At 66.9% G+C, this 23,790-nt stretch carries 22 protein-coding genes and 4 pseudogenes; 10 read left to right on the forward strand and 16 right to left on the reverse strand.

Annotated elements, in window-relative coordinates; genetic code table 11:
* Positions 1-95 precede the first annotated feature (95 nt).
* From BLU62_RS12000 to BLU62_RS12015, 4 genes and pseudogenes are all read left to right on the forward strand, one after another.
* Complete coding sequence (locus tag BLU62_RS12000) at positions 96-1,262, forward strand: AI-2E family transporter (protein ID WP_074849821.1); 1,167 nt, start codon at positions 96-98, stop codon at positions 1,260-1,262.
* Between the two features lie 90 nt (positions 1,263-1,352).
* Positions 1,353-2,585, forward strand: a complete 1,233-nt coding sequence (locus tag BLU62_RS12005; RefSeq protein ID WP_074849822.1) for an acyl-CoA dehydrogenase family protein — start codon at positions 1,353-1,355, stop codon at positions 2,583-2,585.
* Between the two features lie 20 nt (positions 2,586-2,605).
* A complete protein-coding gene (locus BLU62_RS12010) occupies positions 2,606-3,763 on the forward strand; it encodes an acyl-CoA dehydrogenase family protein (RefSeq protein ID WP_074849823.1) in 1,158 nt (385 codons plus the stop codon).
* A gap of 204 nt (positions 3,764-3,967) precedes the next feature.
* Positions 3,968-4,312 (forward strand): annotated as a pseudogene (locus BLU62_RS12015) (FAD-binding protein); the annotation flags it as partial.
* Here the strand turns inward: BLU62_RS12015 and BLU62_RS12020 are convergent.
* The 5 genes and pseudogenes from BLU62_RS12020 to BLU62_RS12045 form a co-directional block, all read right to left on the reverse strand.
* Positions 4,308-4,958, reverse strand: a pseudogene (locus BLU62_RS12020) (FAD-binding oxidoreductase); the annotation flags it as partial. The pseudogenes BLU62_RS12015 and BLU62_RS12020 overlap by 5 nt on opposite strands.
* 2 nt (positions 4,959-4,960) lie before the next feature.
* Positions 4,961-5,848, reverse strand: a complete 888-nt coding sequence (locus tag BLU62_RS12025; protein WP_074849824.1) for a MaoC/PaaZ C-terminal domain-containing protein — start codon at positions 5,846-5,848, stop codon at positions 4,961-4,963.
* Positions 5,845-6,258, reverse strand: a pseudogene (locus tag BLU62_RS12030) (alpha/beta fold hydrolase); the annotation flags it as partial. The gene BLU62_RS12025 and the pseudogene BLU62_RS12030, both read right to left, overlap by 4 nt.
* Positions 6,240-6,692 (reverse strand): annotated as a pseudogene (locus BLU62_RS12035) (Rieske 2Fe-2S domain-containing protein); the annotation flags it as partial. The pseudogenes BLU62_RS12035 and BLU62_RS12030, both read right to left, overlap by 19 nt.
* A gap of 455 nt (positions 6,693-7,147) precedes the next feature.
* A complete protein-coding gene (locus BLU62_RS12045) occupies positions 7,148-7,936 on the reverse strand; it encodes an enoyl-CoA hydratase (RefSeq protein ID WP_074849826.1) in 789 nt (262 codons plus the stop codon).
* Between the two features lie 129 nt (positions 7,937-8,065).
* Between BLU62_RS12045 and BLU62_RS12050 the strand changes: the two genes are divergently transcribed.
* Positions 8,066-9,151: an NADH:flavin oxidoreductase/NADH oxidase gene (locus tag BLU62_RS12050; RefSeq protein ID WP_074849827.1), complete on the forward strand. Its 1,086-nt coding sequence runs from the start codon at positions 8,066-8,068 to the stop codon at positions 9,149-9,151.
* On the opposite strand, the gene BLU62_RS12055 is transcribed toward BLU62_RS12050, so the two are convergent.
* Positions 9,148-9,747 (reverse strand): TetR/AcrR family transcriptional regulator, encoded by a 600-nt coding sequence (locus BLU62_RS12055; RefSeq protein ID WP_244278145.1) that lies wholly within the window; start codon positions 9,745-9,747, stop codon positions 9,148-9,150. The two genes, BLU62_RS12050 and BLU62_RS12055, sit on opposite strands and share 4 nt — an antisense overlap.
* A gap of 116 nt (positions 9,748-9,863) precedes the next feature.
* Here BLU62_RS12055 and BLU62_RS12060 point away from each other — a divergent pair, with 116 nt between their 5' ends.
* Positions 9,864-11,174, forward strand: a complete 1,311-nt coding sequence (locus BLU62_RS12060) for a cytochrome P450 (protein WP_074849828.1) — start codon at positions 9,864-9,866, stop codon at positions 11,172-11,174.
* A 274-nt stretch (positions 11,175-11,448) separates the two neighbouring features.
* Positions 11,449-11,784 carry a transglycosylase family protein gene (locus BLU62_RS12065; RefSeq protein WP_074849829.1) on the forward strand — a complete coding sequence of 112 codons (336 nt, stop codon included), beginning with the start codon at positions 11,449-11,451 and terminating at the stop codon, positions 11,782-11,784.
* 123 nt (positions 11,785-11,907) lie between these two features.
* On the opposite strand, the gene BLU62_RS12070 is transcribed toward BLU62_RS12065, so the two are convergent.
* Positions 11,908-12,330: a hypothetical protein gene (locus BLU62_RS12070; RefSeq protein ID WP_074849830.1), complete on the reverse strand. Its 423-nt coding sequence runs from the start codon at positions 12,328-12,330 to the stop codon at positions 11,908-11,910.
* 67 nt (positions 12,331-12,397) lie between these two features.
* Positions 12,398-12,577 (reverse strand): hypothetical protein, encoded by a 180-nt coding sequence (locus BLU62_RS12075; protein WP_074849831.1) that lies wholly within the window; start codon positions 12,575-12,577, stop codon positions 12,398-12,400.
* Positions 12,578-12,642: 65 nt separating this feature from the next.
* On the opposite strand from BLU62_RS12075, the gene BLU62_RS12080 reads away from it, so the two are divergent.
* Both BLU62_RS12080 and BLU62_RS12085 read left to right on the forward strand, forming a co-directional pair.
* Positions 12,643-13,386 carry a guanylate cyclase gene (locus tag BLU62_RS12080; protein ID WP_074849832.1) on the forward strand — a complete coding sequence of 248 codons (744 nt, stop codon included), beginning with the start codon at positions 12,643-12,645 and terminating at the stop codon, positions 13,384-13,386.
* 108 nt (positions 13,387-13,494) lie between these two features.
* Positions 13,495-14,712 carry an RtcB family protein gene (locus BLU62_RS12085; RefSeq protein WP_074849833.1) on the forward strand — a complete coding sequence of 406 codons (1,218 nt, stop codon included), beginning with the start codon at positions 13,495-13,497 and terminating at the stop codon, positions 14,710-14,712.
* 27 nt (positions 14,713-14,739) lie between these two features.
* Here the strand turns inward: BLU62_RS12085 and urtE are convergent, their stop codons facing one another.
* The 6 genes from urtE to BLU62_RS12115 all read right to left on the reverse strand — a co-directional run bounded on the left by urtE (position 14,740) and on the right by BLU62_RS12115 (position 21,031).
* Positions 14,740-15,432 carry an urea ABC transporter ATP-binding subunit UrtE gene (urtE, locus tag BLU62_RS12090; RefSeq protein ID WP_074849834.1) on the reverse strand — a complete coding sequence of 231 codons (693 nt, stop codon included), beginning with the start codon at positions 15,430-15,432 and terminating at the stop codon, positions 14,740-14,742.
* A gap of 7 nt (positions 15,433-15,439) precedes the next feature.
* Positions 15,440-16,321: an urea ABC transporter ATP-binding protein UrtD gene (gene urtD, locus BLU62_RS12095; protein ID WP_074849835.1), complete on the reverse strand. Its 882-nt coding sequence runs from the start codon at positions 16,319-16,321 to the stop codon at positions 15,440-15,442.
* Positions 16,318-17,430, reverse strand: a complete 1,113-nt coding sequence (gene urtC, locus BLU62_RS12100) for an urea ABC transporter permease subunit UrtC (protein ID WP_074849836.1) — start codon at positions 17,428-17,430, stop codon at positions 16,318-16,320. Before urtC ends, urtD begins: the two co-directional genes overlap by 4 nt.
* Positions 17,427-18,314, reverse strand: a complete 888-nt coding sequence (gene urtB / locus BLU62_RS12105) for an urea ABC transporter permease subunit UrtB (RefSeq protein WP_074849837.1) — start codon at positions 18,312-18,314, stop codon at positions 17,427-17,429. Before urtB ends, urtC begins: the two co-directional genes overlap by 4 nt.
* 85 nt (positions 18,315-18,399) lie before the next feature.
* Positions 18,400-19,683, reverse strand: a complete 1,284-nt coding sequence (gene urtA, locus BLU62_RS12110) for an urea ABC transporter substrate-binding protein (RefSeq protein WP_074849838.1) — start codon at positions 19,681-19,683, stop codon at positions 18,400-18,402.
* Positions 19,684-19,984: 301 nt separating this feature from the next.
* On the reverse strand, positions 19,985-21,031 hold the full coding sequence (locus tag BLU62_RS12115) for an oxygenase MpaB family protein (protein ID WP_074849839.1): 1,047 nt from the start codon (positions 21,029-21,031) through the stop codon (positions 19,985-19,987).
* 179 nt (positions 21,032-21,210) lie between these two features.
* On the opposite strand from BLU62_RS12115, the gene BLU62_RS12120 reads away from it, so the two are divergent.
* Positions 21,211-21,813: a TetR/AcrR family transcriptional regulator gene (locus BLU62_RS12120; protein ID WP_074849840.1), complete on the forward strand. Its 603-nt coding sequence runs from the start codon at positions 21,211-21,213 to the stop codon at positions 21,811-21,813.
* A gap of 220 nt (positions 21,814-22,033) precedes the next feature.
* Here the strand turns inward: BLU62_RS12120 and BLU62_RS12125 are convergent, their stop codons facing one another.
* Positions 22,034-23,317 (reverse strand): MFS transporter, encoded by a 1,284-nt coding sequence (locus BLU62_RS12125; RefSeq protein WP_074852862.1) that lies wholly within the window; start codon positions 23,315-23,317, stop codon positions 22,034-22,036.
* An 89-nt stretch (positions 23,318-23,406) separates the two neighbouring features.
* Positions 23,407-23,739 carry a hypothetical protein gene (locus tag BLU62_RS12130; protein WP_074849841.1) on the reverse strand — a complete coding sequence of 111 codons (333 nt, stop codon included), beginning with the start codon at positions 23,737-23,739 and terminating at the stop codon, positions 23,407-23,409.
* Positions 23,740-23,790: the final 51 nt, after the last annotated feature.

Genomic DNA, 23,790 nt, shown 5'->3' on the forward strand with positions numbered 1-23,790 from the left:
AAAGCGCTCCGCCGCAGTTCGTCGTACTGAACACTGGACGACGGTCGCGCACACCGTGCACGATGCCGCGTCGGAGGCGAGAGTGAGGCGAGAGCATGGCACGTCGGAGCACGAACAGCTCCCGGGACGCCACACGCGCGCCCGAGGCCCCGTCCTACCGCACCGACCCGCCGGCCTGGACGCTCCCCCGCGGGACGATCGTGCTGATCACCATCGCCGGACTGGTCGTGGCGGTCGGCGGCATCAAGGCGGTCTCGTCGTTCGCCGCGCCGACGTTTCTGGCGCTGATGCTGACCGTGGCCGTTCAGCCGGTGCCGAGATGGTTGCGCACCAAGGGTTTTCCCGGCTGGGCGGCCTTCCTGACGACGATCGTGCTCGTCTACGGCATCCTGATCGGGCTGTTCGCGACGCTGGTGTTCTCGGTCGCCCGGCTCGCGTCGATCCTGCCTGACTACGACGACAAGTTCGACGACATCATCACGGGATTCCAGGACTTCCTGACCAGCCACGGCGTGAGCCAGGACAAGGTCCACGACATGATCTCCCACGTCGACACCGGCAAGGTCGTCAACGTGGTCACCGAGTTGCTGGCCAGCACCCTCAGCGTCGCGTCGGCCCTCGTTCTCGTGCTGGCCCTGCTGCTGTTCATGGCGGCCGACTCGGTCGGCTTCGACGACCGGATGGAACACCTGCGCGGAATGCGACCCGACATCGCGTCGGCCTTCGGCTCCTTCGCCCAGGGCACCCGGAGCTACCTGTGGGTCTCGACGGTGTTCGGTCTGATCGTCGCCGTGTTCGACAGCATCGCCCTGGCACTGCTGTCGGTCCCGCTGCCGATCCTGTGGGGCCTGCTGTCGTTCATCACCAACTACATCCCGAACATCGGTTTCGTCATCGGACTCGTCCCGCCCGCGCTCCTGGCGCTGCTCGACGGCGGGGTGACGAAGATGCTCATCGTCATCGCGGTGTACAGCGTCATCAACGTGATCATCCAGTCGGTCATCCAGCCGAAGTTCGTGGGCGACGCCGTCGGCCTGTCGACCACGCTGACGTTCCTGTCGCTGATCTTCTGGGCCTGGGCGATCGGACCGCTGGGAGCGATCCTCGCGGTACCGCTGACCCTGCTGGCCAAGGCGCTGCTCATCGACATCGACCCGGCGACCCGCTGGGCCGATGTCCTGCTGTCGTCGTCGAAGCCGGAACCGCCCCCGGACGACCCCCCGGACGACCCCGCGGACGTCACACTGGAAAGCGAAACATGAGCCGGGCTACGCTCCGGAGCGAACATTCGGTAGATTGCCATTCGACCCCAATCTGACCACAACCGTTTACAGATAGGTTGCGCATCGCTCATGGACATGAACTGGTCTCCGGCCGACGCCGCGTTCCGCGACGAGGTACGGGCGTTCCTCGACGAGAAGCTGACCCCCGACCTGCGGGCGGCGGGCACGCTGCGTACGTCGGTCTACTCCGACCACGAGGCCTCGATGACGTGGCAGGCCATCCTGCACGAACGCGGGTGGGCCGCGCCGGCATGGCCGGTGGAGTACGGCGGTTGCGACTGGTCGCAGTCACAGCACTACATCTTCAGCCGCGAGTCGATCCTGGCCGGCGCACCGTCGCTGTCGCCGATGGGCATCCGCATGGTCTCCCACGCGATCATGGCGTTCGGCACCGAGGAGCAGAAGAACTTCTTCCTGCCCGGCATCCTCGACGGCAGCGTCTTCTTCTGCCAGGGCTACTCCGAACCCGAGTCCGGTTCCGACCTCGCGTCCCTGTCGATGGCCGCGGTCGACGACGGCGACGACCTCGTGGTCACCGGCTCCAAGATCTGGACCACCCACGCCTCCGAGGCCAACTGGATCTTCTGCCTGGTCCGCACCTCCCGCCAGGAGCGCAAGCAGCAGGGCATCACCTTCCTGCTCATCGACATGAACTCCCCCGGCATCGAAGTCCAGAACCTCGTCTTCGCCTCCGGTGAGCAGGTCCAGGCGCAGGTGTTCTTCGACGGCGTGCGCGTCCCCAAGAAGAACGTGCTCGGCAAGATCGACGACGGCTGGACCGTCGCCAAGTACCTCCTCGTCTTCGAGCGTGGTGGCGGCGCGGCTGCCCCGGCGCTGCAGGTCATGGCCGAGCAGCTCGGTCGGGACGCCGCCTCGGTGACCGCACCCGACGGCGGCCCGCTGTCGGAGTACCCGGCGTTCGCGGCCAAGCTCACCGACCTCCAGGTCCGCGCGAAGATCCTCGAGGTCCTCGAGTACCGCGCCCTCGCCGCGATGACCTCGGGAAAGGACCCGGGTTCGATCGCGTCGATGCTCAAGATCCTGGGAACGGAACTGAGCCAGGAGATCACGACGCTGTCCCTGGAGGCCGCCGGCCCGCACGGCCGCGTCTTCCAGCCCCACGCCACGCGCCCCGGCGGTCCGATCTTCCAGTACACGCCTCCCACCGACGGCTACGTCAGCGGCGAGCCGTGGCAGGCCGTCGCCCCGCTGCACTACTTCAACGACCGCGCCGGCTCGATCTACGCGGGTAGCAACGAAATTCAACGAAACATCCTCGCCAAAGCGGCTCTGGGTCTCTGACGGGTCACAGGAGAAAACTGATGGACTTCACACTCACCCCCGAACAGCAGCTGCTGTCCGACGGACTCAACAAGTTCCTCGACGCACGCTACGACCTGCAGGTCAGCCGCGACGCGGCGAAGGTCGGCGAGGGCTGGCAGCCCAAGATCTGGAAGGCATTCGTCGAGGATCTCGGCGTCGTCGGCGCCTGCCTGCCCGAGGAGATCGGCGGCTTCGGCGGCGGCGCCGAGGAATTGATGGTCGTGACCGAGGCACTCGGACACGCGCTCGTCGTCGAGCCGTTCGTCGACTCGGTGGTTCTCGGTGCCGGACTGCTGCACTCGACCGGCAAAGCCTTCGCGCTCGAGGCAGCCGGTCGCATCGCCGCGGGCGAGGCCCTCAGTGCACTCGCCGCACTCGAGGACGGCTCGGGCGGCGTGCTGTCGCGAATCGAGACCAGTGCCGACCGCGACGGTGAGGGATGGAAGCTCAACGGCCGCAAGGCCGTCGTCACCACCGCACCCATCGCCGACTATCTCATCGTCAGCGCCCGCACCTCGGGCGAGCCGCACGACCCCGCAGGCGTGTCGCTGTTCCTCGTCGACCTCGCCGACGGGGCACCGGAGGGACTCGAACTCCAGCGGCTGCGCACCATCGACGACCGGCAGGCCGCCGACATCACGTTCACCGATGTCCGGCTCCCCGGTGACGCACTCATCGCCGGCGACGGTGCCATCGACCTGCTCGAGAAGGCCTGGGACACCGCCACCGCCGCGGTGGTCTCCGAGGCCGTCGGACTGATGCGCAAGGTCTTCACCGACACCGTCGAATACGCCAAGCAGCGTGAGCAGTTCGGCGTCCCGATCGGCAGTTTCCAGGTGCTGCAGCACCGCATGGTGGACATGCATCTGCAGCTCGAGCAGTCGGTGGCCGCCCAGTACTTCGCGATCCTGTCGCTCGACGCCGAACCCGCCGAGCGCGCCGCCGCGGTCTCCGCCGCCAAGGCGACGATCAGCCGGGCCGCACGCTTCATCGGGCAGAACTCGGTGCAGCTGCACGGCGGCATGGGTATGACCGAGGAGCTGGCCATCGGCCACTACTTCAAGCGCCTCACCGCGATCGAGTACGAATTCGGCACCGCCGACGCGCATCTCGCCCGCTTCGCGGCCGCCACCGCGCAGACCCTGTTGGCCGAGTAGCGACAACCGAGCGCAGCGAAGACGCCGCGTATCGAGGTCTGACACGCACGCACCTGCTCCCCCGCCGCGACGGCCACCGTCGCGTCGGGGGAGTTCTGCGTCCGAGTTGTTCGATGGGCGCGGTGTTCAATGGGCGGGAATCCACGTGCGTCCGGTCACACTGTGCGATTGCATGAGACCTACGAACAACTCGGAGGTAAAAGCATGCAGGACTGGGATATTCGCTGCGATGTCGTGGTGGTCGGATCGGGCGGCGGAGCCCTCACCGGCGCGTACACGGCGGCGGCGAACGGACTGGACACGGTCGTTCTGGAGAAGACCGCGGTCTTCGGCGGCACATCGTCGTACTCGGGTGCGTCACTGTGGCTGCGCGGCAGCGTCGTACAGAAAGGGGCGGGACTCGACGACTCCACTGACAAGGCCCGCACCTATCTGCGGACGCTGCTCGGCGACACGGGGGCCGACCGGCAGGAAGCCTATGTGACGACTGCACCGGAGGTGGTCGATTTCCTCGAACGCGATCCGCACCTGGAGTTCGAAGTGCAGGCCCGCACGTGAACACCCGGTGGCCGTCGAGCTTCGCCGACAGTGCCGCGAGCTGAGCGACCGTCGGCACCCCCTGGACACTTTCGAGCCAGTGCAGCACCGTGAGCCGGCCTGCGTATGCGGCGGCGAGCTCACGCAGTTCGCCGGCGAAGATGACCGAGCTCTCGTCGCGGTTCGCATAGAAGAGGACCACTTCGTGCGATCCCTCGCTCAATGCTGCCTTGAGAATCGACATCACCGGCGTGATGCCACTTCCACCGGCGAACAACAACAGGTCGTCGTCGAAGTCCTTGGGTGTGAACACCCCGGCGGGCGGCAGGACCTCGATCAGGTCGCCCGTTCTGACGTTGTCGCACAACCAGTTCGACGCATAGCCGGTGCTGGTTCGCTTCACCGTCACCTTCAGCAGGTCGTCGGTGAACGGTGAGCTGGCCAGGGAGTAGCACCGGGCCACCGAACCGGTGCGTTCACTCGGAATCCGCAGCGTGAGGAATTGCCCCGGGGTGTAGGCGAACTCGGCGTGGCGGTCGGCCGGGACCGTGAACACCAGTGAACGCGCATCCGGGGTCTCCTCGATCACCTCGGCGACCTCCAACGGCACCCCGCGCGAGGACGTCGTGACCTGTTCGGCCGCGTCGGTGATGGTCATGCTCATTGCCGCCTTCCGGACTCGTCGAAACCCGCCGCCCCGTTCGCGATGACCGGTTTGCCATCGTGCACCATCTCGAACGTCACCTCGCGCCCCGCACCGAACACGCGGAACTCCGCGTCGTCGCCGGGGAAGATCGCGGTGGCGAATCGGCCGTCGAGCGACCGCAGATCCGCGGGATGGGCGCCGATCAGCCGCGCGACGTCGAGTACTGCGGCGCCGAGAGCGCACAGCCCGTGCAGGATCGGACGCGGTTGTCCGATCCGCGACGTCGCGGCCGGGTCGATGTGGATCGGGTGGAGGTCACCCGTGAGGCGATACAGCGCAGCCTGATTCGGGGTTGTCTCAAATCGTCCGGTCATCGTCGGAGCGCCCTGCGGGGCAGCCGGCCTGCCGGGGCCGCGGTCGCCGCCGAAACCGCCGGCACCGGGCGCGAACAACGACCAGGTGGCGACGAAGTAGTCACTGCGGACCACCACCTCGAGCACCGCGGCCGAGCCCTTGTCCCAGACCTCCCCCACCGAGGCGGTCATCGTCACCTCACCGCGCGGCGGCAACGGTGCCAGCACGTCCAGCTGCTGCGAGCCGTGCAGGGCGGTGGTCGGATCGAAGGCGCCACGGGAGCCGAGCTCATCCGGGGCCCACTGTGCGAGGGTCAGCACGAAGGTCGGCAGCACACGGAACTGCTTCTCGAAGACCAGGTCGAGCTCGGTGGCCGACGCCCCGACGGCGAGCGCGTAGAGGATCGCGTCCCGCTCGTCATAGGAGACCGTGCGGCTGCCGAGATCGACGCCGCGCCACTCGCCCGTGTTCGCCGGTGTCCCGGTCGGCTGTGTCCCGGTCGGCTGTGTCCCGGTCGGCTGTGTCCCGGTGACCGGTGACGACGTCATCCCGCACCGCGCTTCAGGAAGGCCAGCACGGCCGACAGCCAGGCCTCGCGGGCTTCGATCATCGCCCAGTGCCCACAGCGGGGGAAGACGTGCAGCTCGGCGTCGGGGATGTCGCGCATCGGCAGGATCGCCGAGTCGACGGGGCTCACGCGGTCGTCGCGGCCCCAGGTGATCGGCGTCGGTGACGTCACCTTGTGCAGCTGCACCCAGTACGGGACGGTGTCGGCCATCGCGTTGGCGGCCATCGTCGCGGTGAAGGCCTTGGTGCTGTACATGCGTCGCGCGATCTCGAGGGTTTCCGGCTCGGTGGCCAGTTCCCACCGTTCCTCGATGAGCTCCTCGGTCACCAGCGACTGGCCGTACACCATCGCCGAGAGCCAGCGGATCAGTCGTTCTCGTAACCCTCGATCTCCGGGATCGCGAGTTCCGGGGCGGGTTCGGTGCCCTGCGGGCAATGCCACACCAGCAGAACGCCGTTGCGCTCCATGGTCGTCCACGCCTTGGTGCGTGCGACCTTGGGGATTCGGTGCGCGTACGGCACGGACTCACAGCGACCCTTGCCGTTCCACCGCCAGTCGTGGAAGGGGCACGCGATGGTGTCTCCCTTGATCTCGCCCCGGGCGAGGTTGCCGCCCATGTGGCGGCAGAAGGCGTCGAGGACATGGAGTTCGCCGGTCGAGTCGGCGAAGTCGACGAGGTCGGTCCCGAATACCTGGACCTGGTGGGGCTTTCCGTCCCGGAAGTCCTTCGCCAACCCGATGCAGTGCCATCCACGTGCGAAACGCGTCGGGTTGGTTCCGGTGTCGATGCTGCGGATCTCGATTCGTTCCTGTTCGACGGTCATGGTCTCTCCAATGGGTGTAGGGCTGAACTGACGGGCTGAGATGAGAAGGCGTCGCGCTCGCGGTGGCGGCTAGGACGGCACGGCCGCCGGGGATTCGGCGACGACATCGCCGGCGGACAGTGGCCGGACGCGGGGCTCCGACCTCGTCGACATCGGGATATCCCCGCGCCTCACGGCGGCGTCGATGCTGCGATCCAGTGCCGCACAACGGAGAACGTAACCGCAGTTGCCGTTTCCGACAGCGGATGCGGACGCCATCTCATGACAGGACTGTTTGGCCTCGGTGGTCCACTGGATGCTCGTGTGAGCAGGACTGTATTTCGCGACTGACACACGAGCGTCGCAGGTTCGACAGACGAGCGGCTGCATTGGTCCATCCCTTCCTCGGATGAGGAAAGCCTAGGAACCAGGGTGTGTCGGCTACCACACGATTTCAGCTCAGCGGAACAGCTCCGTCAGCTGTCCGTCCACACCGGCGCGCGCTTGGCGAGGAACGCCGACATCCCTTCCTGCGCATCGCACGTCATCGCGTTGGTCGACATCGTCTCCGACATCTCCACGTAGGCAGACGCCTCGTCGAGTTCGATCTGCTTGTAGAAGGCCTGCTTGCCGATCGACACCGTCCGCGCGCTCGATCCCGCGATCTGCAGCGCCAGCTCCCGGACCGTCGTGGTGAGGTCGGCATCGTCGACGACGCCGCTGAGCAGCCCCCACTCGGCGGCGGTGTCGGCGTCGATCGCCTCGCCCGTCAGCAGCATGTGCATGGCACGTTTGCGGCCGACGGCCCGCGTCAGCGCAACCATCGGCGTCGAGCAGAACAAGCCGATCCGCACGCCCGGCGTCGAGAACTTCGCGCTGCGCCCGGCGACCGCGAGATCGCACGTCGCGACGAGCTGACATCCGGCGGCGAAGGCCATTCCGGCGACCTCCGCGATGACCGGCTGACGCACCTCGTGGACGGTCCGCATCAGCTCTGCGCAGGTGTCGAAGACGGCGCGTTCGTCGTCCAGCGTGCGGTCGACGAGTTCGCCGAGGTCGTGACCGGCGGAGAAGGCCGGGCCTTCGGCACGGATCACGATGACGCGCACGTCGGGGTCCTCGTCGAATCGGCGGAGTCCGGCGGTGACGGCTTTCATCGTGGTGGAGGACAACGGGTTCCGACGCCGTGCGTCGCCGAGGGTGATCACGCCGAGCGGCGCATCCACCTCCACCGACACCGCCTGCGTCTCGGTCGTTTCACTCATCGTCGGACTCCCTTCCGGAGATTCGTCAGTCGGCGGGGATCTCGTTGCGCGGACTTCGCCGATGCTGCGTCATAGATCAGAACCTACCGTCCGGGGAATAGCTCGACGCGGAAGCGGTTGACTCCTTTTGTGACCAGTACCGCGCTCTTCGAACCGATCACGCTCCGCGACGTCGAGATCCCCAACCGGATCTGGCTTGCGCCGATGTGCCAGTACAGCTGCTTCGCCGGCGACGGCGTACCCACCGACTGGCATCTCGCCCACCTCGGCGCCCGTGCCACCGGCGGTTTCGGACTGATCCTCACCGAGGCCGTGGCCGTCGTCCCCGAGGGCCGGATCAGCCCCCACGACGCCGGACTCTGGAACGACGAGCAGGCGAGGGCCTGGTCCCGGATCGTCGACTTCGTACACGGGCAGGGTGCGGTCATCGGAACCCAGATCGCCCATGCCGGGCGGAAGGCGTCCACGTACTCCCCCTTCGGCGAGGGTTCGGGCTCGATCCCCCTCGAGGACGGCGGCTGGACGCCGGTCGGTCCGTCGGAGGTGCCCTTCGAGGGACTCGCCGATCCGGATGCGCTCACGGTCGATCAGATCGCCGAGGTCGTCGACGCGTTCGCCCAGGCCGCTCGTCGGGCCGACGAGGCCGGCTTCGATGTCGTCGAGATCCACGCGGCGCACGGGTACCTGCTGCACGAGTTCCTGTCGCCCTTCTCCAACACCCGCACCGACGCCTACGGCGGCGACTTCGCCGGCCGCACCCGGATCGTGCTCGAGGTCGTCGAAGCCGTCCGCGCCGTCTGGCCGGAGTCGAAGCCGCTGTTCATTCGGCTCTCCGGCACCGAGTGGCGCGACGGCGGCTGGGATGTCGCCGAGAGCGCCCGCCTCGCCGAGATCCTCGCCGCCCGCGGCGTCGACCTGATCGACGTCTCCTCCGGCGGCAACGTACTCGCCGACATCCCGGTCGGCCCCGGCTATCAGGTCGACCTCGCCCGCTCGGTCCACCGGGACTCCGGTGTCCCGACCGCGGCGGTCGGACTCATCGTCGAACCGGATCAGGCGGAGAAGATCGCCGGCGACGACGACATCACGGCCGTGTTCTTCGGCAGGGTCGCGCTGCGCGAACCGTCGTGGCCGCAGCGAGCCGCACACGAATTGGGCCTCCCCCGCGACGAGGCGCCGTACCCGCCGCAGTATCTGCGCGGCGCCTGGCGCTAGCTTCCGCCGGCTCTGAGCAGGGCGAGGCACGCCGCTGTCGCGGGTTCGATGATCCCCGACAGCGGCGCGCCCGACTCCACGGCGTCGGCGGTCAGCTCCCGCACCCCGCCCCACAGGAACACCGCGCGCTCGCGACTGATCGGTGACACGCCCGCCGCGATCATCGTCGGCGTCGAGGTGAGGCTGACGAACAGCTCGATCCAGTCCTCCACCGCCTCGTTCTTCACGAGCTCGGCCGGCCGCCCCAACGCCGGGAGTTCGCGAATCCAACTCAGCATTAGCCCGGGGTACCGGTCGCTGGCGGCGACATACGACGAAACAGCCTGCCGCACTTGTTCTTCCGGCGCCGCCTCGGCATCCACATGGCGGGCGATCTCGTCGATGGTCAGCCGCGTGGTCCGACGCACCAGCGCAAAGAAGCAGTCCTGCTTGTCGGCGAACTCCTGATAGAAGGAGCGCCGCGACGTCTGCGCCACGCGAACGACGTCGGCCACGGTGGTCTCGCGGTAACCCGACCCGGCCACACAGGCGAGCATCGCCGCCAGGAGACGTTCCCGCGTCGACGACGCACCCTCCGGCCACAGCTGCGAGTTCACGCAGTTGAGCATATGCCTCTTGCCCTCCCCGGTACGTCCGCGTACCGTCCGTGGTACGCCGGCGTACCGCTTGGGGTACGCGGACGTACCAGACTCCCCGGAAGGCCTCGACCCCGATGAGCACACCCGTCATGAGTGACACCGTGATCCTGCCGCCCGCCACCCGACTGCCGTCAGCCGTCCAGGGCGTCGCCGCGGTCACCTCCCGCAGACACTTCTTCGGTCACCTCCACAAACGCCACGGATCAGCGTTCACGGTGCACCTGCCGGTCTTCGGGCCGGCGGTGGTCATCTCCGACGCCACCCTCGCGCGGGAACTGTTCACCGCCGGCGACAAGGTCATCAACGTCCAGCCCAACCTGGGCCGAATCCTGGGCACCAGGTCGATCTTCTCCCTCGAGGGCAGGCAACACCGCGCCCGCCGCAAGCTGCTGACCCCACCGCTACACGGCAAGCGGATGAAGACCTACGAGCAGATCGTCGAGGAGGAGGTCAGGGCCGAGTCGGCGACCTGGCCCGTCGGCACCGAGTTCGCCTCGATGGAGCCGATGATGCGGATCACGCTCAACGTGATCCTGCGGGCAGTCTTCGGCGCACAGGGCAGGGATCTGGAGAACCTGCGCCGGATGATCCCGCCGATGGTCGTGACGGGCTCGCGAGCGGCCACCTTCCCGAACCTGCCCCGGCCGCTGCGCGCCGTCGACCCCAACCAGCGCTACGCCCGCATGCACGCCGAGTACAAGACCTACATCGGCGACCTGATCACCAAGTCGCGCAACGACCCACGTCTGGAAGAGCGTGACGACATCCTCGCCCTGATGCTGCGCAGCACCTATGAGGACGGCACGGGCATGGACGACGAGGAGATCGGCGACGAGCTGCTCACCATGCTCGCGGCGGGCCACGAGACCACCGGCACCACCCTCGCCTGGGCGTTCGAGCGCCTCCGTCGCCACCCCGGCGTCCTGGCCGAACTCGCCGCCGAGGTCGACGCCGGCGGCACCGAGTACCGGCACGCGACCATCCTCGAGACGCAGCGCAGCCGCCCCGTGATCGACTTCGCCGCCCGGCACGTGGTCGCCGACCACCTCGAGCTCGGACCCTGGCGCATCCCGCGCGGCCACAACGTGATGGTGTCCATCGCCCTGCTCCACGACGACAGCCGCGAGTTCGCCGATCCCGAGCGGTTCGATCCGACCCGTTTCCTGGGCACCACGCCGCCGCCGGCCTGGCTGCCGTTCGGCGGCGGTACCCGACGCTGCATCGGCGCCGCGTTCGCGACGATGGAGATGGACGTGGTGCTCCGGACAGTGCTGAGCGACTTCGAGCTGCTGCCGACCGACGACCGCGCCGAACGCTGGTTCTCGCGAGGCGTGGCCTACGCTCCCTCACGCGGGGGACGCATCGCCCTCGAACGGCGCGCTTAGTCTCACCACACGCCCCGATCAAGTGGGACACATCACATTATCGCTGTGACCTTCGTCATCGAACGCGTCCGAACATCGGGTTCCACGGACAACCGCGGAATTCCGCGGTGCGCTGGGGTTTTGCCCCAAACCTAACAGCGTTATTCGAGTGTGACCAAAACTCCGCAGGTCAGGACGTCGACGTGACCTGACCGTTACCAAGCACGTAGGGTCGGCCCCGTCCGAAATCAACCACCTTGCCAACCCCGGGTGGTGATCAGGAGGAACGAAGACCATGCGTATCAGCAAGACCCACATGACCAAGCTCGTCGCCCGTGCCGCCGTCGTCGGTGCCCTCACCGCAGCCCCCCTCGGCATGCTGGCGTCCAACGCGTCGGCCGCCTCCGGCAACTGGGACGCTGTCGCCCAGTGCGAGAGCGGTGGCGACTGGTCCATCAACACCGGCAACGGCTACTACGGCGGACTGCAGTTCTCGCAGAGCACCTGGGAGGCCAACGGTGGCTCCGGCAACCCGGCGAACGCCTCGCGCGAGGAGCAGATCCGCGTTGCGGAGAACGTCCTCGCCACCCAGGGCCCCGGTGCGTGGCCGGTCTGCGGCGCGAACCTCTGATAGCAGCACCGGCGCCCGAGGTGCCGTGACTGCATCACCAGAGGTACACACAGTGCTTCGCACAGCCATGAGGCCGGTGAGTCCATCTCGGACTCACCGGCCTCATGCGTCTCCAGAAAGCCCTCAGTCGGACTTCTCGTCCTCGCCCGGCTCCCCGTCGAGCGCCTCGTCGAGAGCGCTCACCGCGATGCCGTACGGCAGGAACCGCACCTTGCGATGCGGGTCGGTGTTGTTCTTGTTGGCGCGAAGCGCATCGAGTTCGGTGGCGTAGACCTGCTCGACGCGGGCACCGCCGTCCTCGTCGACGACGAACACGGCCCACACGCCCGAACCGGTCTCACCGGCGGTCTCCGGTCGCGGCTGGGTCCGCGTGCGGCCGCGTGCAGCGTCGTCGAAGAACATCGAGAACGCTCCGGGACCTGCCTGGCCCTCGAAGAGCTTGCCGACCATGTCGCGCAATCCGTCGCCGGCCTCACGCGCGAAGCGGTCGAAGTCCTCGGGGCCGAAGTTGAACGGTCCGCCGCCGAATCCGCTGTTGTCGGTCATGATGTTCCCTATCTCTGGTTCGGCTTGCCCGGCCGACCGTGGGGGCCGACCTTGCCAACCAGTGTCCTCAGGATCGTTCGTCTCCGCCACCAGCGGTGTCGGACGCCTCGAAACGCCGGTGCAGACGCTCGCGGATCTCATCGGCCGAGTATGCGTTGCGCTGACGCTGGTCCCGCGCGATCAGCACACCGCCGGTCGTGACACCGACGGCCCCGGCGAGTCCCACCCACTTCCACAGATTCCTCATGCGGGCAGGATAAGTCGCTTCCGCCGCCGATGGCCGTCTTCACCCGCAAGCTCTAGTCTTCGGGGGTGCCCACCAGCAGAAGACCACGCCGCGCAGACCTCGCCGGCGAGTCCGCCGGCGTCTCGCTGACAACCGCGCTCGAAGCCACCCGGACCGGTGACGTCTGGCTGTTCCGTGGCCGTTCCGGCCCCGACCGCGCCATCCGCACCCTCACCAACGCGCCGGTGAACCACGTCGCGATGGCGGTCTGCATCGACGATCTGCCGCCGCTCCTCTGGCATGCCGAACTCGGCGACAAACTGACCGACGTCTGGACCGGGTCGAATCACCGCGGGGTCCAGCTGCACGACGCACGCGAAGCCGTAGAGCAGTGGATGGTCCGGTACGAGCAGGCGTGTTGGATTCGCCAGCTCAGCCCCGAGGTCAGCAGGGAGCAGGAAGACCAGCTGCTCAAGGTCATCGCGCGACTGGACGGCACCCCGTTCCCGACCACCGCCCGTCTCGCCGGACGATGGTTCCGCGGCCGCGTCCCCAACTCGGCCGACCTGGTGCGCGGCATTCCCTACCTCGACCGCAAGGTCCGGGAACGTCGTGAACAACGGCGGCAGGAGGTATCGGCACCCGAGCCGGTGAGCCTGGAGGCCGCCTACTGCGCCGAGGTCGTCGCGATCACCTATCGCGACATGGACATCCTCGACACCACCAAGGACTCCAACTGGTTCGACCCCGGCCGGTTCTGGAGCGGCGACCGTCTCCCCCTCCACGCACCGCACACCCTCGGACCGGAGATCGCGGTCCATCTGCCGTAGCGCAGAACGAAATACCGTTGACACCTGATGGCCGATGGGATGGACTGACCGGCCGGTGCGGGCCACAAGCCCGCCATCGACACCACACATCATCGCCAGGGGGAACACATGCCCGAGATGATCGCACCGAAGGTACTCAACTTCGCCTCGATCCTCGACGACACGACGAGGGCGCAGGCGAACGAGATCTCGTCACTGCCGTTCATCCATCCGCACGTCGCGCTGATGCCCGACGCCCACGCGGGCAGGGGATCCGCGGTCGGCACGGTCATCCCGACCGTCGACGCCGTGATCCCCGCCGCGGTCGGCGTCGACATCGGCTGCGGGATGATCGGCGTGCAGACGTCGCTTCGCGCGACCGACATCGCCCGTTTCGACCTCGCCGACCTGCGCGGGCGCATCGAGAAAGCGATTCCGCTGTCGCCGGGCAACTACAACAGATCGGTCCTCTACTCGCACACCGAGGCCAGGATCGTCGAATTGGAGCAGGCTGCGGCGGAGAAGGGCGTGGACCTCTCGCACTCACCGAAGTGGCGCGAGCAGCTCGGTTCACTCGGCGGCGGCAATCATTTCATCGAGTTGTGCGAGCAGGTCGGGGACGAACAGGGTGGGGACCAGGCCACCGGCAGTATCTGGCTGTTCCTGCACTCCGGTAGCCGTGGCGTCGGCAACAAGATCGCGCAGAAGCACATCAAGGTCGCCCAGAAGCTCTGCCGCCGTTGGCATATCCAGCTGGACCATCCCGACCTCGCGTACCTCGCCTCCGGCACACCGGAGTTCGGGGACTACATCCGGGAACTGCGATGGGCGCAGCGGTTCGCCTTCGAGAACCGGGCCGAGATGATGGACCGGTTCGTCACCGTGTTCGGTGAGTGGCTGGGCGGCAACGCCTTCCGCTCCCCCGACTCGGTGGAGGTGCGACGGATCAACTGCCACCACAACTACACCGAGAAGGTGGAGATCGCGGGCCGGCAGGTGTGGCTCACCCGTAAGGGAGCGATCGACGCCGGCGCCGGCGTCCACGGCCTCATCCCGGGGTCGATGGGGACCAAGTCGTATGTGGTGCGCGGACTCGGGAACGAGTCGGGGTTGTTCTCCGCGCCGCACGGAGCAGGCCGCCGCTTCTCGCGGACCAAGGCGAAGAAGCTGTTCACCCTCGACGATCTCGCGAAGGCGATGACCGGCATCGAGTACCGGCACGGCACGCAGTGGATCGACGAGATCCCCGCCGCCTACAAGCCGATCGACCAGATCATGGAAGACGCCCGTGATCTGGTCGAGGTCGAGGCCGTGCTGACCCAGCTGCTCAACGTGAAGGGCGTGTGACCCCGCACCCGTCGGATCGGGCCGCGATCAGATGGTCATGGCCTCGCGGACGGTGGCCTCGGCAGCCGTACCGCCCTCACCCGACGACGTGACCCGGCCGCTCTCGAGCACGTAATACTGTTGTGCCGCTTCGAGAGCGAAACCGATGTGTTGTTCGACGAGCAGCACACCGAGTCCGCCCCGCTGGGTGAGGGTGGTGATGGTCTGTTCGATCTCGGCGACCACCGACGGCTGGATACCCTCGGTCGGTTCGTCGAGGATGAGCATTCGCGGCTCGGTGATGAGGGCCCGGGCGATCGCGAGTTGCTGACGCTGACCGCCCGACAGCAGACCCGCACGCCGGCCCAACAGTTCCTTCAGCGCCGGGAACATGTCCAGCATCTCGGCGACGAGTTCCTTGCCGCGTCTACGGCCGTCGGCCACCACCTGCAGGTTCTCCGCGGTGGTGAGGTGGCCGAAACTCTGCTGTCCCTGCGGGACGTAGGCGATGCCGTTCTTGATCCGTGTACTCGGACGGGCCTTGGTGATGTCGACGCCGTCGAAGGTGATGGAGCCCTTGGTGGTCTTCACCAGACCGACCGCGGCACGCAGCAGCGTCGTCTTGCCGGCGCCGTTGTGCCCCATGACGGCGACGACACCGTCGGTGGGAACCTCGATGTCGACACCGTGGATGACCTCGGTCCGGCCGTATCCGGCGTGCACCCCGGAGAGTTTCAGCATCTCCTTCTCAGCCCTTCTTCTCGGCCGACACGGCGGGGACATCCCCGGTATCGGTGCCTTCGGTCTCGGCGGCGATCTCCTCGAGTTCCTCACCGCCGGCGGCGGTTCCGAGGTAGACCTCCTGGACCTTCGGATTGGCCTGCACCTCGGCGACGCTGCCCTCGGCCAGCACCTGACCGCGGGCGAGGACCGTCACCGACGTCGCGAACGCCCGCATGAAGTCCATGTCGTGTTCGACGACGACCACGGTGCGCTCACCGCCGATGCGGCGCAACAGATTCCCGGTCTCCTCACGTTCCTCGTGGCTCATGCCGGCGACCGGCTCGTCGAGTAGCAGCACCGACGCGTTCTGCACCAGCAGCATGCCGATCTCCAGCCACTGCTTCTGCCCGTGCGCGAGCACCCCGGCCGGGGTGTCGCGTAGATCCTGCAGTCCGATGGTCTCGAGGGCCTCGGCGATACCCTCGGGGATCTCGGTGGGCCTGCGCCGGAGCATCGTCCACACCGAGCGGCCCGCACCGGCGGCGATGTCGAGGTTCTGCAGCACGCTCAGTTCCTCGAAGACGCTGGCGGTCTGGAAGGTCCGGCCGACACCGAGGCGCGCGATCTGGTGCACCTTCTTGCCGACGAGTTCCACACCCGACTTCTGGATCGACCCGGTGGCCTTCACCAGACCGGTGATCGCGTCGATGATGGTCGTCTTGCCGGCACCGTTGGGGCCGATCAGGAAGCGCAGATCTCCCTGCAGCAGCGTCAGATCCACGTCGGTGACGGCTTTGAAGCCGTCGAACTCGACGGACAGTCCGCGCACCTGCAGGTAGTCGCTGTCCATGCCGGCATTTCCACCGGCGACCGGTTCGGCCGTGCTCACCGTCTCGAATCCGCTCATGAGGAGGCTCCTACCTTGCTGCCGGCGTGTTCGTCGATGTCACCGGTGGGTGATGGATCGGCCGGTTTCCTCCGGCGCCACTTGAGCAGGACACCGATCCCGGCGAGTCCGGCCGGGAAGAAGCCGACGACGACGATGAACAGGATGCCCTGCGCGTAGGTCCACCCGGACGGGAAGTTCTCCGACAGGCTGGTCTGCGCCCAGGCGACCGCGATGGCACCGAGTACCGGACCGAGAAGTGTTGTGCGGCCGCCGATCGCGACACCGATGAGGAAGGCGATGGACGGGACGATCCCGACGTCGGCGGGCGAGATGATGCCGACGATGGGTACGAACAGGGCGCCGGCGATACTCGCGAAGAGGGCGGCGATCGCGTAGGCGACGACCTTGACGTTGGCCGGGTCGTAACCCAGGAAGCGGACGCGCTCCTCCTGGTCACGCACCGCGACGAGGAGTTCGCCGTAGCGGCTGTACATCAACTGCCGGGTGAGTGCGACGACGACGAGCAGGGTCGCGGCAGCGATGAAGAACAGTAGTCGCCGGTTCACCGGATCGTTCAGTGCGAGCCCGAAGAAACTGCGGAAACGGTTCAGGCCGTTGCTACCACCGGTGGTCTGCTGGCCGATGAGCAGGATCGCGAAGGCCGCTGCGAGCGCTTGCGACAGGATCGCGAAGTAGGCACCCTTGACCTTTCGCTTGAACACGCCCAGGCCCAGCAGGACCGCGATCAGGGTGGGCACGAACAGGATGCCGAGGATCGTCACCAGCGGTGAGGCGAACGGCTTCCAGTACCCGGGGAGTTCGCGAATACCGGCGATCTGCATGAAGTCCGGTACGTCGTCGCCGCGGAGCTCGGCGTCGGCGATCTTGAGGTGCATCGCCATGATGTAGGCGCCGAGGCCGAAGTAGACGCCCTGACCGAGGGTCAGCATGCCGCCACGGCCCCAGGCCAGGCCGATGCCGACCGCGACGATGCCGAAGCAGAGGAACTTGCCGAGCAGGTTGAGCCGGAAATCGGAGAGCACCGCGGGAGCGACGGCGAACAGCAGTACCGCCGCGACGGCGAATCCCGCGTAAACCTTCCAGTGGCCGCTGAAATAGTCCTTCACACGAGACTCCTCGACTGGACCGTGAACAGGCCCTGGGGGCGGATCTGCAGGAAGATCACGATGATCACGAACACGGCGACCTTGGCCACCGATGCGGTCGTGTTGTATTCGATGAACGAGTTGAGGAGGCCGAGGGCGACGGCCGCGATGACCGCGCCCTTGATCTGGCCCAGGCCGCCGATGACGACCACCAGGAAGGCATCGATCAGATACGTCATACCGGTGTTCGAACTGGTCGAACCGATGAGCGTCAGCGCGACACCGGCGACGCCGGCGAGTCCGGAACCGATGAAGAAGGTGGTGATGTCGGTCGTGCGACTGGAGATACCGCTGGTCTCCGCGAGGTCGCGGTGCTGCACGACGGCACGGATGCGACGGCCCATCGGCGTGTACTTCATCGTGATGGCGATCGCGGTCACCGCGATCACCGCCAGCAGCATGATGAACAGCCGGGTCTTGGGGACCACGGCGCCGAGGATGTCGACGCCTCCCGACAGCCACGACGGGGCGGTCACGTCGACCGCCGGAGCGCCGAAGATGTCGCGCGCGAGCTGTTGCAGGATGAGTCCGACGCCGAACGTCACCAGCAGCGTGTCGAGGGGCCGGTCGTACATGCGTTTGATGAGGGTGACCTCGAGCAGCACACCCATGAGACCACCGACGAGAAAGCCGATGAAGAGCGAGACGATCAGGGACACACCGGCATTCGAGATCAGGTATTCCTGCACCGAGTACGCGGTGTAGGAGCCGGCCATGATGAACGCCCCGTGGGCCATGTTGATCACGCCCATCTGACCGAAGGTCAGGGACAGGCCGAGTGCTGCCAGGAGCAGGATCGAGCCGAGACTCAGCCCGGTGAAGAGCTGTCCGATAACGGTTTCCACGTCACCATCCGTTCGTCGTGGTGGTCGATGAGGAACTGCGGGCGTGGCCCGTCTCGTACACCGGTACGAGACGGGCCACGTCGTGTCAGCTGCTCAGGCCCTCGGCCCACGGGTAGGACTTGAGGTACGGGTCCGGCTCGATCGGCTGGCCCGAATCCCACACCGTGTAGATGAGTCCGTCACCGCGGATCTCACCGATACGGGCGGTCTTGGTGATGTGGTTGTTCTCGCCGTCGATGGTCACCAGGCCCTCGGGAGCCTCGAAAGTGACTCCGCCAGCAGCTTTCTGGACATCGGCGACCGCGAACGAGTTCGCCTTCTCGACGGTGTTCTTCCACAGGTACACCGAGACGTACGCCGCCTCCATGGGATCGGAGGTGGGCTTGTTGGCGCCGTAGGCGGCCTTGTAGTCCGTGACGAAGGACTTGTTCGCCGGGTTGTCGATGGTCTGGTAGTAGTCCCATGCGACGAGCTGGCCCTCGATGTTCTCGACACCGATACCGCCGACTTCCTCCTCGGCGATCGAGACCGACACGACCGGCATCGCCTGCGGCGTCAGACCGACGTTCTTGTATTCGCGGAAGAAGGCCACGTTGGAGTCGCCGTTGAGGGTGTTGAACACGGCGTCGGCGTCGGCGGTGCGGACCTTGTTGACGATGGTCGAGAAGTCCGTCGAGCCGAGCGGGGTGTAGTCCTCACCCTTGATCTCGATCCCGTTGGCCGCGGCGTAGGCCTTGATCACGCGGTTGGCCGTCTGCGGGAAGACGTAGTCGCTGCCCACGAGGTAGAGGGACTTGACGCCCTTCTCCTTCAGGTACTCCAGCGCCGGCACGATCTGCTGGTTGGTGGTGGCACCGGTGTAGAAGATGTTCTTCGACGACTCGAGCCCCTCGTACTGCACCGGGTAGTACAGCAGGGAGTTGTTGTCCTCGAAGACCGGCAGCATCGCCTTGCGGCTCGACGACGTCCAGCCGCCGAACACCGCGGCGACACAGTCGCTCGAGATCAGCTTCTCCGCCTTCTCGGCGAAGATGGTGGGCTCGGATGCGCCGTCCTCGCCGATCAGCTGGATCTGCTTGCCGAGCACACCGCCGTTGTCGTTGATCTGGTCGACGGCGAGCTTGATGGAGTCACGCACGGTGACCTCGGAGATCGCCATCGTGCCCGACAGCGAGTTCAGCGAACCGACCTTGACGGTGTCGCCCGAGGTGTCGACGCACGACTCCGCGCTCGATGCCGATTCCTCGCTGGCCGAGCTGCCACAGGCACTCAGCGCGAGCGCGACGGCGGACAGTGCCGCGGGGATGAGGATGCCGTACCGCCGACGGCGTGTGGGGGTGACGGCGGACGGCAATGAATCTAACGGCATCCGGAAGCCTTTCTCAATACGTCTCAGGTCGGCTCGGCAGGGCCATGACAGACAGCAGGTGCAACTCCGCACCTCGACCCCCCGATGAGATACGCGCCGCTAACTTGGTCAGCGATCTCGCGTATGTCGGGTAAACGTATTTAGGCTTTGTTACACCGGCGTGACGTGAGATGAATTCCCTGTTTCCGCTTCAGATAGGCTCACGCCGGATTCACACTGACGAATCTTGTTGAGGGAATGGTTTTTTCGATGACAAACGGCGACACATCCGTTAGGACGCGCCGCCCTACGAGTCAACGACCTAGTGGGAGAATGCGGCTTCGACCTCTGCGCGACTGAGCTCGGGATCGGAGCCGAGTTCGTACCGGGGCAGAGTGTGCGGCACGTCGGTGCCGCCGGCGACCCGTCGTCTGGCGGCGACGAACTCCGGCGCCTCCCCCATCGTCAGGTGCGCCGAGTTGATGATGGTCCAGACCGCGGAACGTCGCGCCCGGCGCTCGACCGGATTCGGCGGCCGGTAGGAGATGAGCTGTTTCGCCCAGCGCGGCTGAATGTCTCGGATCGCCCAATCCACCACTGCCTGAGCACGATTCCGCAGATTTGCACCTGTGGCCATCGCGTTGCCGTGGGTCAACGCCAGCTGGGGCAGGTAGGACTCGAGACATTCGAGGGTCTCGGCCTTCGTGGTCGGCAGGTCGGTACCGCCGAGCGAATGGCCAACGCGCACGAATTCCCCGTAGTACCGGTCGAGTTCGGCGCCACGGAGCGGACGCGGATGGTAGATCTCGTGGGCCGTGGCGATACCCCACACGACCGTCGCGTAGTTCCATCGCAACCAGTCCGGGTCGTCGGCGTCATAGGCGGCGCCGTCGGGCCGGACACCCTTGATGGTGTGATGCATGGCGCGCACGGTACGAGCCAGCCGCTCAGCGGTTTCCGTCGATCCGTAGGCGGTCCCCATGAAGAAGGCCAGCGAGTGGCCGAGCCGCGTCGTGGCGCCGTCCGGGTCGATGGCAGTGGTCGCGGTGCCGTCTTCACGCCTCCGCACCAGCCGCGAGTGATGCATCCCCATCCAGAAGATGCTCGGATCGAGACGCTCGATGTACGACGCACTCTGCAATCCGAAGATCAGCGCGGGCGTGTGTGAATGGACGTACCAGGTCGCGCTGTCGGGCCCGAACCACCCGGGATCACCGGCCGGGTTCTCGAACTCCATCCCGCGGAAGAATTTGGCGCGGACGTTCTCGTCGAACTTGCCGTTGAGCCACGATCCGAGCATCTCGTGCGGCAGATCCAGCGGAAGCCATTCCGCCGACGGCAGTCGTACCGGCGCCAGTGGCACGTTCATCGATTGTCCTTTCTCGGCACCGGCACCCGGGCGGACTCCTCCCCGACCCGGACCGCCGATACAGCGACTCCCCGCAGGCAGGGACCCTTTGTGGTCACGGTTGTACCCACTTTAACGCTTTGGGCACATGCGTGACCAGACCTTGCTCGACTCCGGGTCCGCCCGACTATGGTGGAACGATGTCCAGTCCGACCCGATGGGCCGGCGTCCCCCTGGAGGATCGCCGCGCTGAGCGACGAGCGATCCTGATCGCCGCGGCCTTCGACATCTTCGGAGGCACCGGACCGGAAACCGAGCTCTCGGTTCGCTCGGTCTGCCGACACTGCGGTTTCAACACCCGCTACTTCTACGAGAGCTTCGCCGACACCGACGAGCTCCTCGGCGCGGTGTACGACGCCACGGCCGCCGAACTCGGCGCGGTGGTCGAGGCCGCCATGACCACCGCCGGACGGTCGGTCCGAGCCCGGACCCGCGCCGGCATGCTCGCGGTCCTCGGTCACGCGTCGGAGGATCCCCGGCGCGGTCGCATCCTGTTCACCGAGGCACTCACGAACCCGGTGCTCGCGCAACGACGCGCCGCCACCCAGAACATGCTCTTCGAACTCTCCTTCGCCGAGGCCGACTCCCGGGAGACCGATCCACTCACCGGGCGGGTGCGCGCGGCCATCTTCACCGGCGCCATGGCCGAACTGGCACAACAGTTCCTCGCCGGCAGCCTCGGCGACGATCTCGAGCGGGTCGTCGACGAGGCTCTCGCGACGCTCATACCCGGTCGTCGCTGAACCCCCCACCGCCGGCTGATCCAAGAGATCGCGCACAACCATCGCTGCCTGATCCGGAGGAAGGCGACGCACCCAGCTCCGATGGTTGATCCGAATGAGCGCGACGCACCCAGCTCCGATGGTTGATCCGAATGAGCGCGACACACCCAGGTCTGCTGCCTGAGGTGCGAGGAGCGCAAGCGACGAGCCTCGAAGGCCGGGCGAGGATCCCCACAACCCATCACCCCGCCGAACGCGGCCCCGTCCGCGCGAGCGCCTGGATCGACTCCGGCCCCATGCCGCGGTCCAGTGCCCGGATCATCACGACGACACCGATGCCCGAGAGCACCAACGACGTCCCGAACAACGTCGGGAAGCCGAACAGATCACCGACGATGCCCGCCGCGAATCCGGCTGCGCCCTGTACACCGACGACGGCGCAGGCCAACAAGGTGTAATCGCTTCCCTCATAACCTTTCTCGCACGCATCCATCATGAGGGTGAAGACCGCGACGGTCGCCGCCCCGCCGAGGATGTGTTCGGCCAGACTCGCCGTCACCACGAGCCAGAACCCGCCGATGCCGAACGCCGCCACCAGATACAGTGCCAGACTGAGGGTTTGGGTGATGCCACCGAACAGCAGCGCCTGCCGGCGCCCGTAACGAAACGCCAGCCACCCGCCGAGGGCCGCGCCGGCGAGCGCTCCGACCGACGACAACGCCCCTTCGACGAGGGCGATCTGCGCCAGGCTGAGCCCGATGTCGGACATGAACGGCCCGACCAGTGCCGAGCCCATCGAGTTGCCGAACTTGAACGCCCCGACGACCAAGATGAAGACCACGATGCCGGGGCGTCGTAGCCGTGCGAGCCAGCCGGTGAGGAGCAGGGTCGGCGACGGCGACGGATCATGCGCGGTCTGATCTGTAGGTGACTTCGTCGTGTCGGCGGGAGTGCGGGCGAGGAACCAGACCGGCACCGTCAGCGCGACGAGCAGAACCGACATCGCGACGAAGAGACTGCGCCAGCCCGCAATCGAGAACAGCCACAGCAGTCCGCCGCCGCCGACGATCATCCCGACCCGGTAGGCGCCCACCTGAATCCCATTGCCCAGACCACGTTGCCGAGGTTCGAGGGTCTGCACGGCCAGTCCGTCGGTGGCGATGTCCTGGGTCGCCGACGCCAGGTTGATCACCGCGATGCCGACGAGCATCCAGAGCAATGTCCCGGAGAGGTCGAGGCAGGCCAGGATGAGTGCGATCGTCGCGGACGTCAGCTGCATCGCCAGGAGCCACCGGCGTCGTGTCCCGTAGCGATCGATGTACGGCGCCCACAGGAACTTCAGCCCCCACGGCGCGAACAGCAGCCCGTACACGCTGATCTGCGTGAGCGAATACCCCTCCTCCCGCAGGATGACGGGCACGGCCTGACTGAAGAATCCGTACGGCAGACCCTGCGCAAAATAGAGCGCCGTGAGCAGGACCATGGTGCCGACGGCAAGCGTGCTCGTACGCGGCGAGGTCGACATGGCAGACATCATGCCGCAGTCGCCGTGCCGCGGCCGTCGCGGTCAGCCCCGCGGGGTGTCTTCTCTCCGGAGCCCGAGACCGGCTGTCGTCACGCGGCCATGGCCGGGAACGACAGGGCGACGAGCATCAACGCGAAGAGGAACCAGGCGGCGCCCTGCCACATCGGCCAGGTCCCGCCTCGTCGGTAGGTGCGGTACGCGATGACCAGCGCCCCGAGACCGCCGACGGCGCACACACCGGGGACGAGGGACGCGAGGATCGTGTTGCTGCGGTCGACGGCGAGGAAGATCGCGCACGCGGCGGCACCGACCGCGACGACTGCCGCCACATAGAGAGCCGCGGACCGATAGGTACCGGTGTCCTGCCATCTCTTCTCCACGTCTGCGCGACCGCGATCCGTGGGATTCCGTACATCGTTCATGACGGAGGCGTACCCACGCCTCCCACCGCTCGAAACCCTCAACCCCGGTGA

Origin of the sequence: Gordonia westfalica (assembly GCF_900105725.1) — a bacterium.
Classification (GTDB): domain Bacteria; phylum Actinomycetota; class Actinomycetes; order Mycobacteriales; family Mycobacteriaceae; genus Gordonia; species Gordonia westfalica.

What these genes read in the sequence shown, in the direction of transcription:
- BLU62_RS12125 (WP_074852862.1), bottom strand. Translation starts at nt 23,317, where the DNA reads ATGTCGACCTCGCCGCGTACGAGCACGCTTGCCGTCGGCACCATGGTC.
- BLU62_RS12010 (WP_074849823.1), top strand. Translation starts at nt 2,606, where the DNA reads ATGGACTTCACACTCACCCCCGAACAGCAGCTGCTGTCCGACGGACTC.
- BLU62_RS12070 (WP_074849830.1), bottom strand. Translation starts at nt 12,330, where the DNA reads ATGACCGACAACAGCGGATTCGGCGGCGGACCGTTCAACTTCGGCCCC.
- BLU62_RS12115 (WP_074849839.1), bottom strand. Translation starts at nt 21,031, where the DNA reads ATGAACGTGCCACTGGCGCCGGTACGACTGCCGTCGGCGGAATGGCTT.
- BLU62_RS12025 (WP_074849824.1), bottom strand. Translation starts at nt 5,848, where the DNA reads ATGACGTCGTCACCGGTCACCGGGACACAGCCGACCGGGACACAGCCG.
- BLU62_RS12130 (WP_074849841.1), bottom strand. Translation starts at nt 23,739, where the DNA reads ATGAACGATGTACGGAATCCCACGGATCGCGGTCGCGCAGACGTGGAG.
- BLU62_RS12065 (WP_074849829.1), top strand. Translation starts at nt 11,449, where the DNA reads ATGCGTATCAGCAAGACCCACATGACCAAGCTCGTCGCCCGTGCCGCC.
- BLU62_RS12005 (WP_074849822.1), top strand. Translation starts at nt 1,353, where the DNA reads ATGGACATGAACTGGTCTCCGGCCGACGCCGCGTTCCGCGACGAGGTA.
- urtA (WP_074849838.1), bottom strand. Translation starts at nt 19,683, where the DNA reads ATGCCGTTAGATTCATTGCCGTCCGCCGTCACCCCCACACGCCGTCGG.
- BLU62_RS12085 (WP_074849833.1), top strand. Translation starts at nt 13,495, where the DNA reads ATGCCCGAGATGATCGCACCGAAGGTACTCAACTTCGCCTCGATCCTC.
- BLU62_RS12120 (WP_074849840.1), top strand. Translation starts at nt 21,211, where the DNA reads ATGTCCAGTCCGACCCGATGGGCCGGCGTCCCCCTGGAGGATCGCCGC.
- BLU62_RS12075 (WP_074849831.1), bottom strand. Translation starts at nt 12,577, where the DNA reads ATGAGGAATCTGTGGAAGTGGGTGGGACTCGCCGGGGCCGTCGGTGTC.
- BLU62_RS12000 (WP_074849821.1), top strand. Translation starts at nt 96, where the DNA reads ATGGCACGTCGGAGCACGAACAGCTCCCGGGACGCCACACGCGCGCCC.
- urtE (WP_074849834.1), bottom strand. Translation starts at nt 15,432, where the DNA reads ATGCTGAAACTCTCCGGGGTGCACGCCGGATACGGCCGGACCGAGGTC.
- BLU62_RS12060 (WP_074849828.1), top strand. Translation starts at nt 9,864, where the DNA reads ATGAGCACACCCGTCATGAGTGACACCGTGATCCTGCCGCCCGCCACC.
- urtD (WP_074849835.1), bottom strand. Translation starts at nt 16,321, where the DNA reads ATGAGCGGATTCGAGACGGTGAGCACGGCCGAACCGGTCGCCGGTGGA.
- BLU62_RS12045 (WP_074849826.1), bottom strand. Translation starts at nt 7,936, where the DNA reads ATGAGTGAAACGACCGAGACGCAGGCGGTGTCGGTGGAGGTGGATGCG.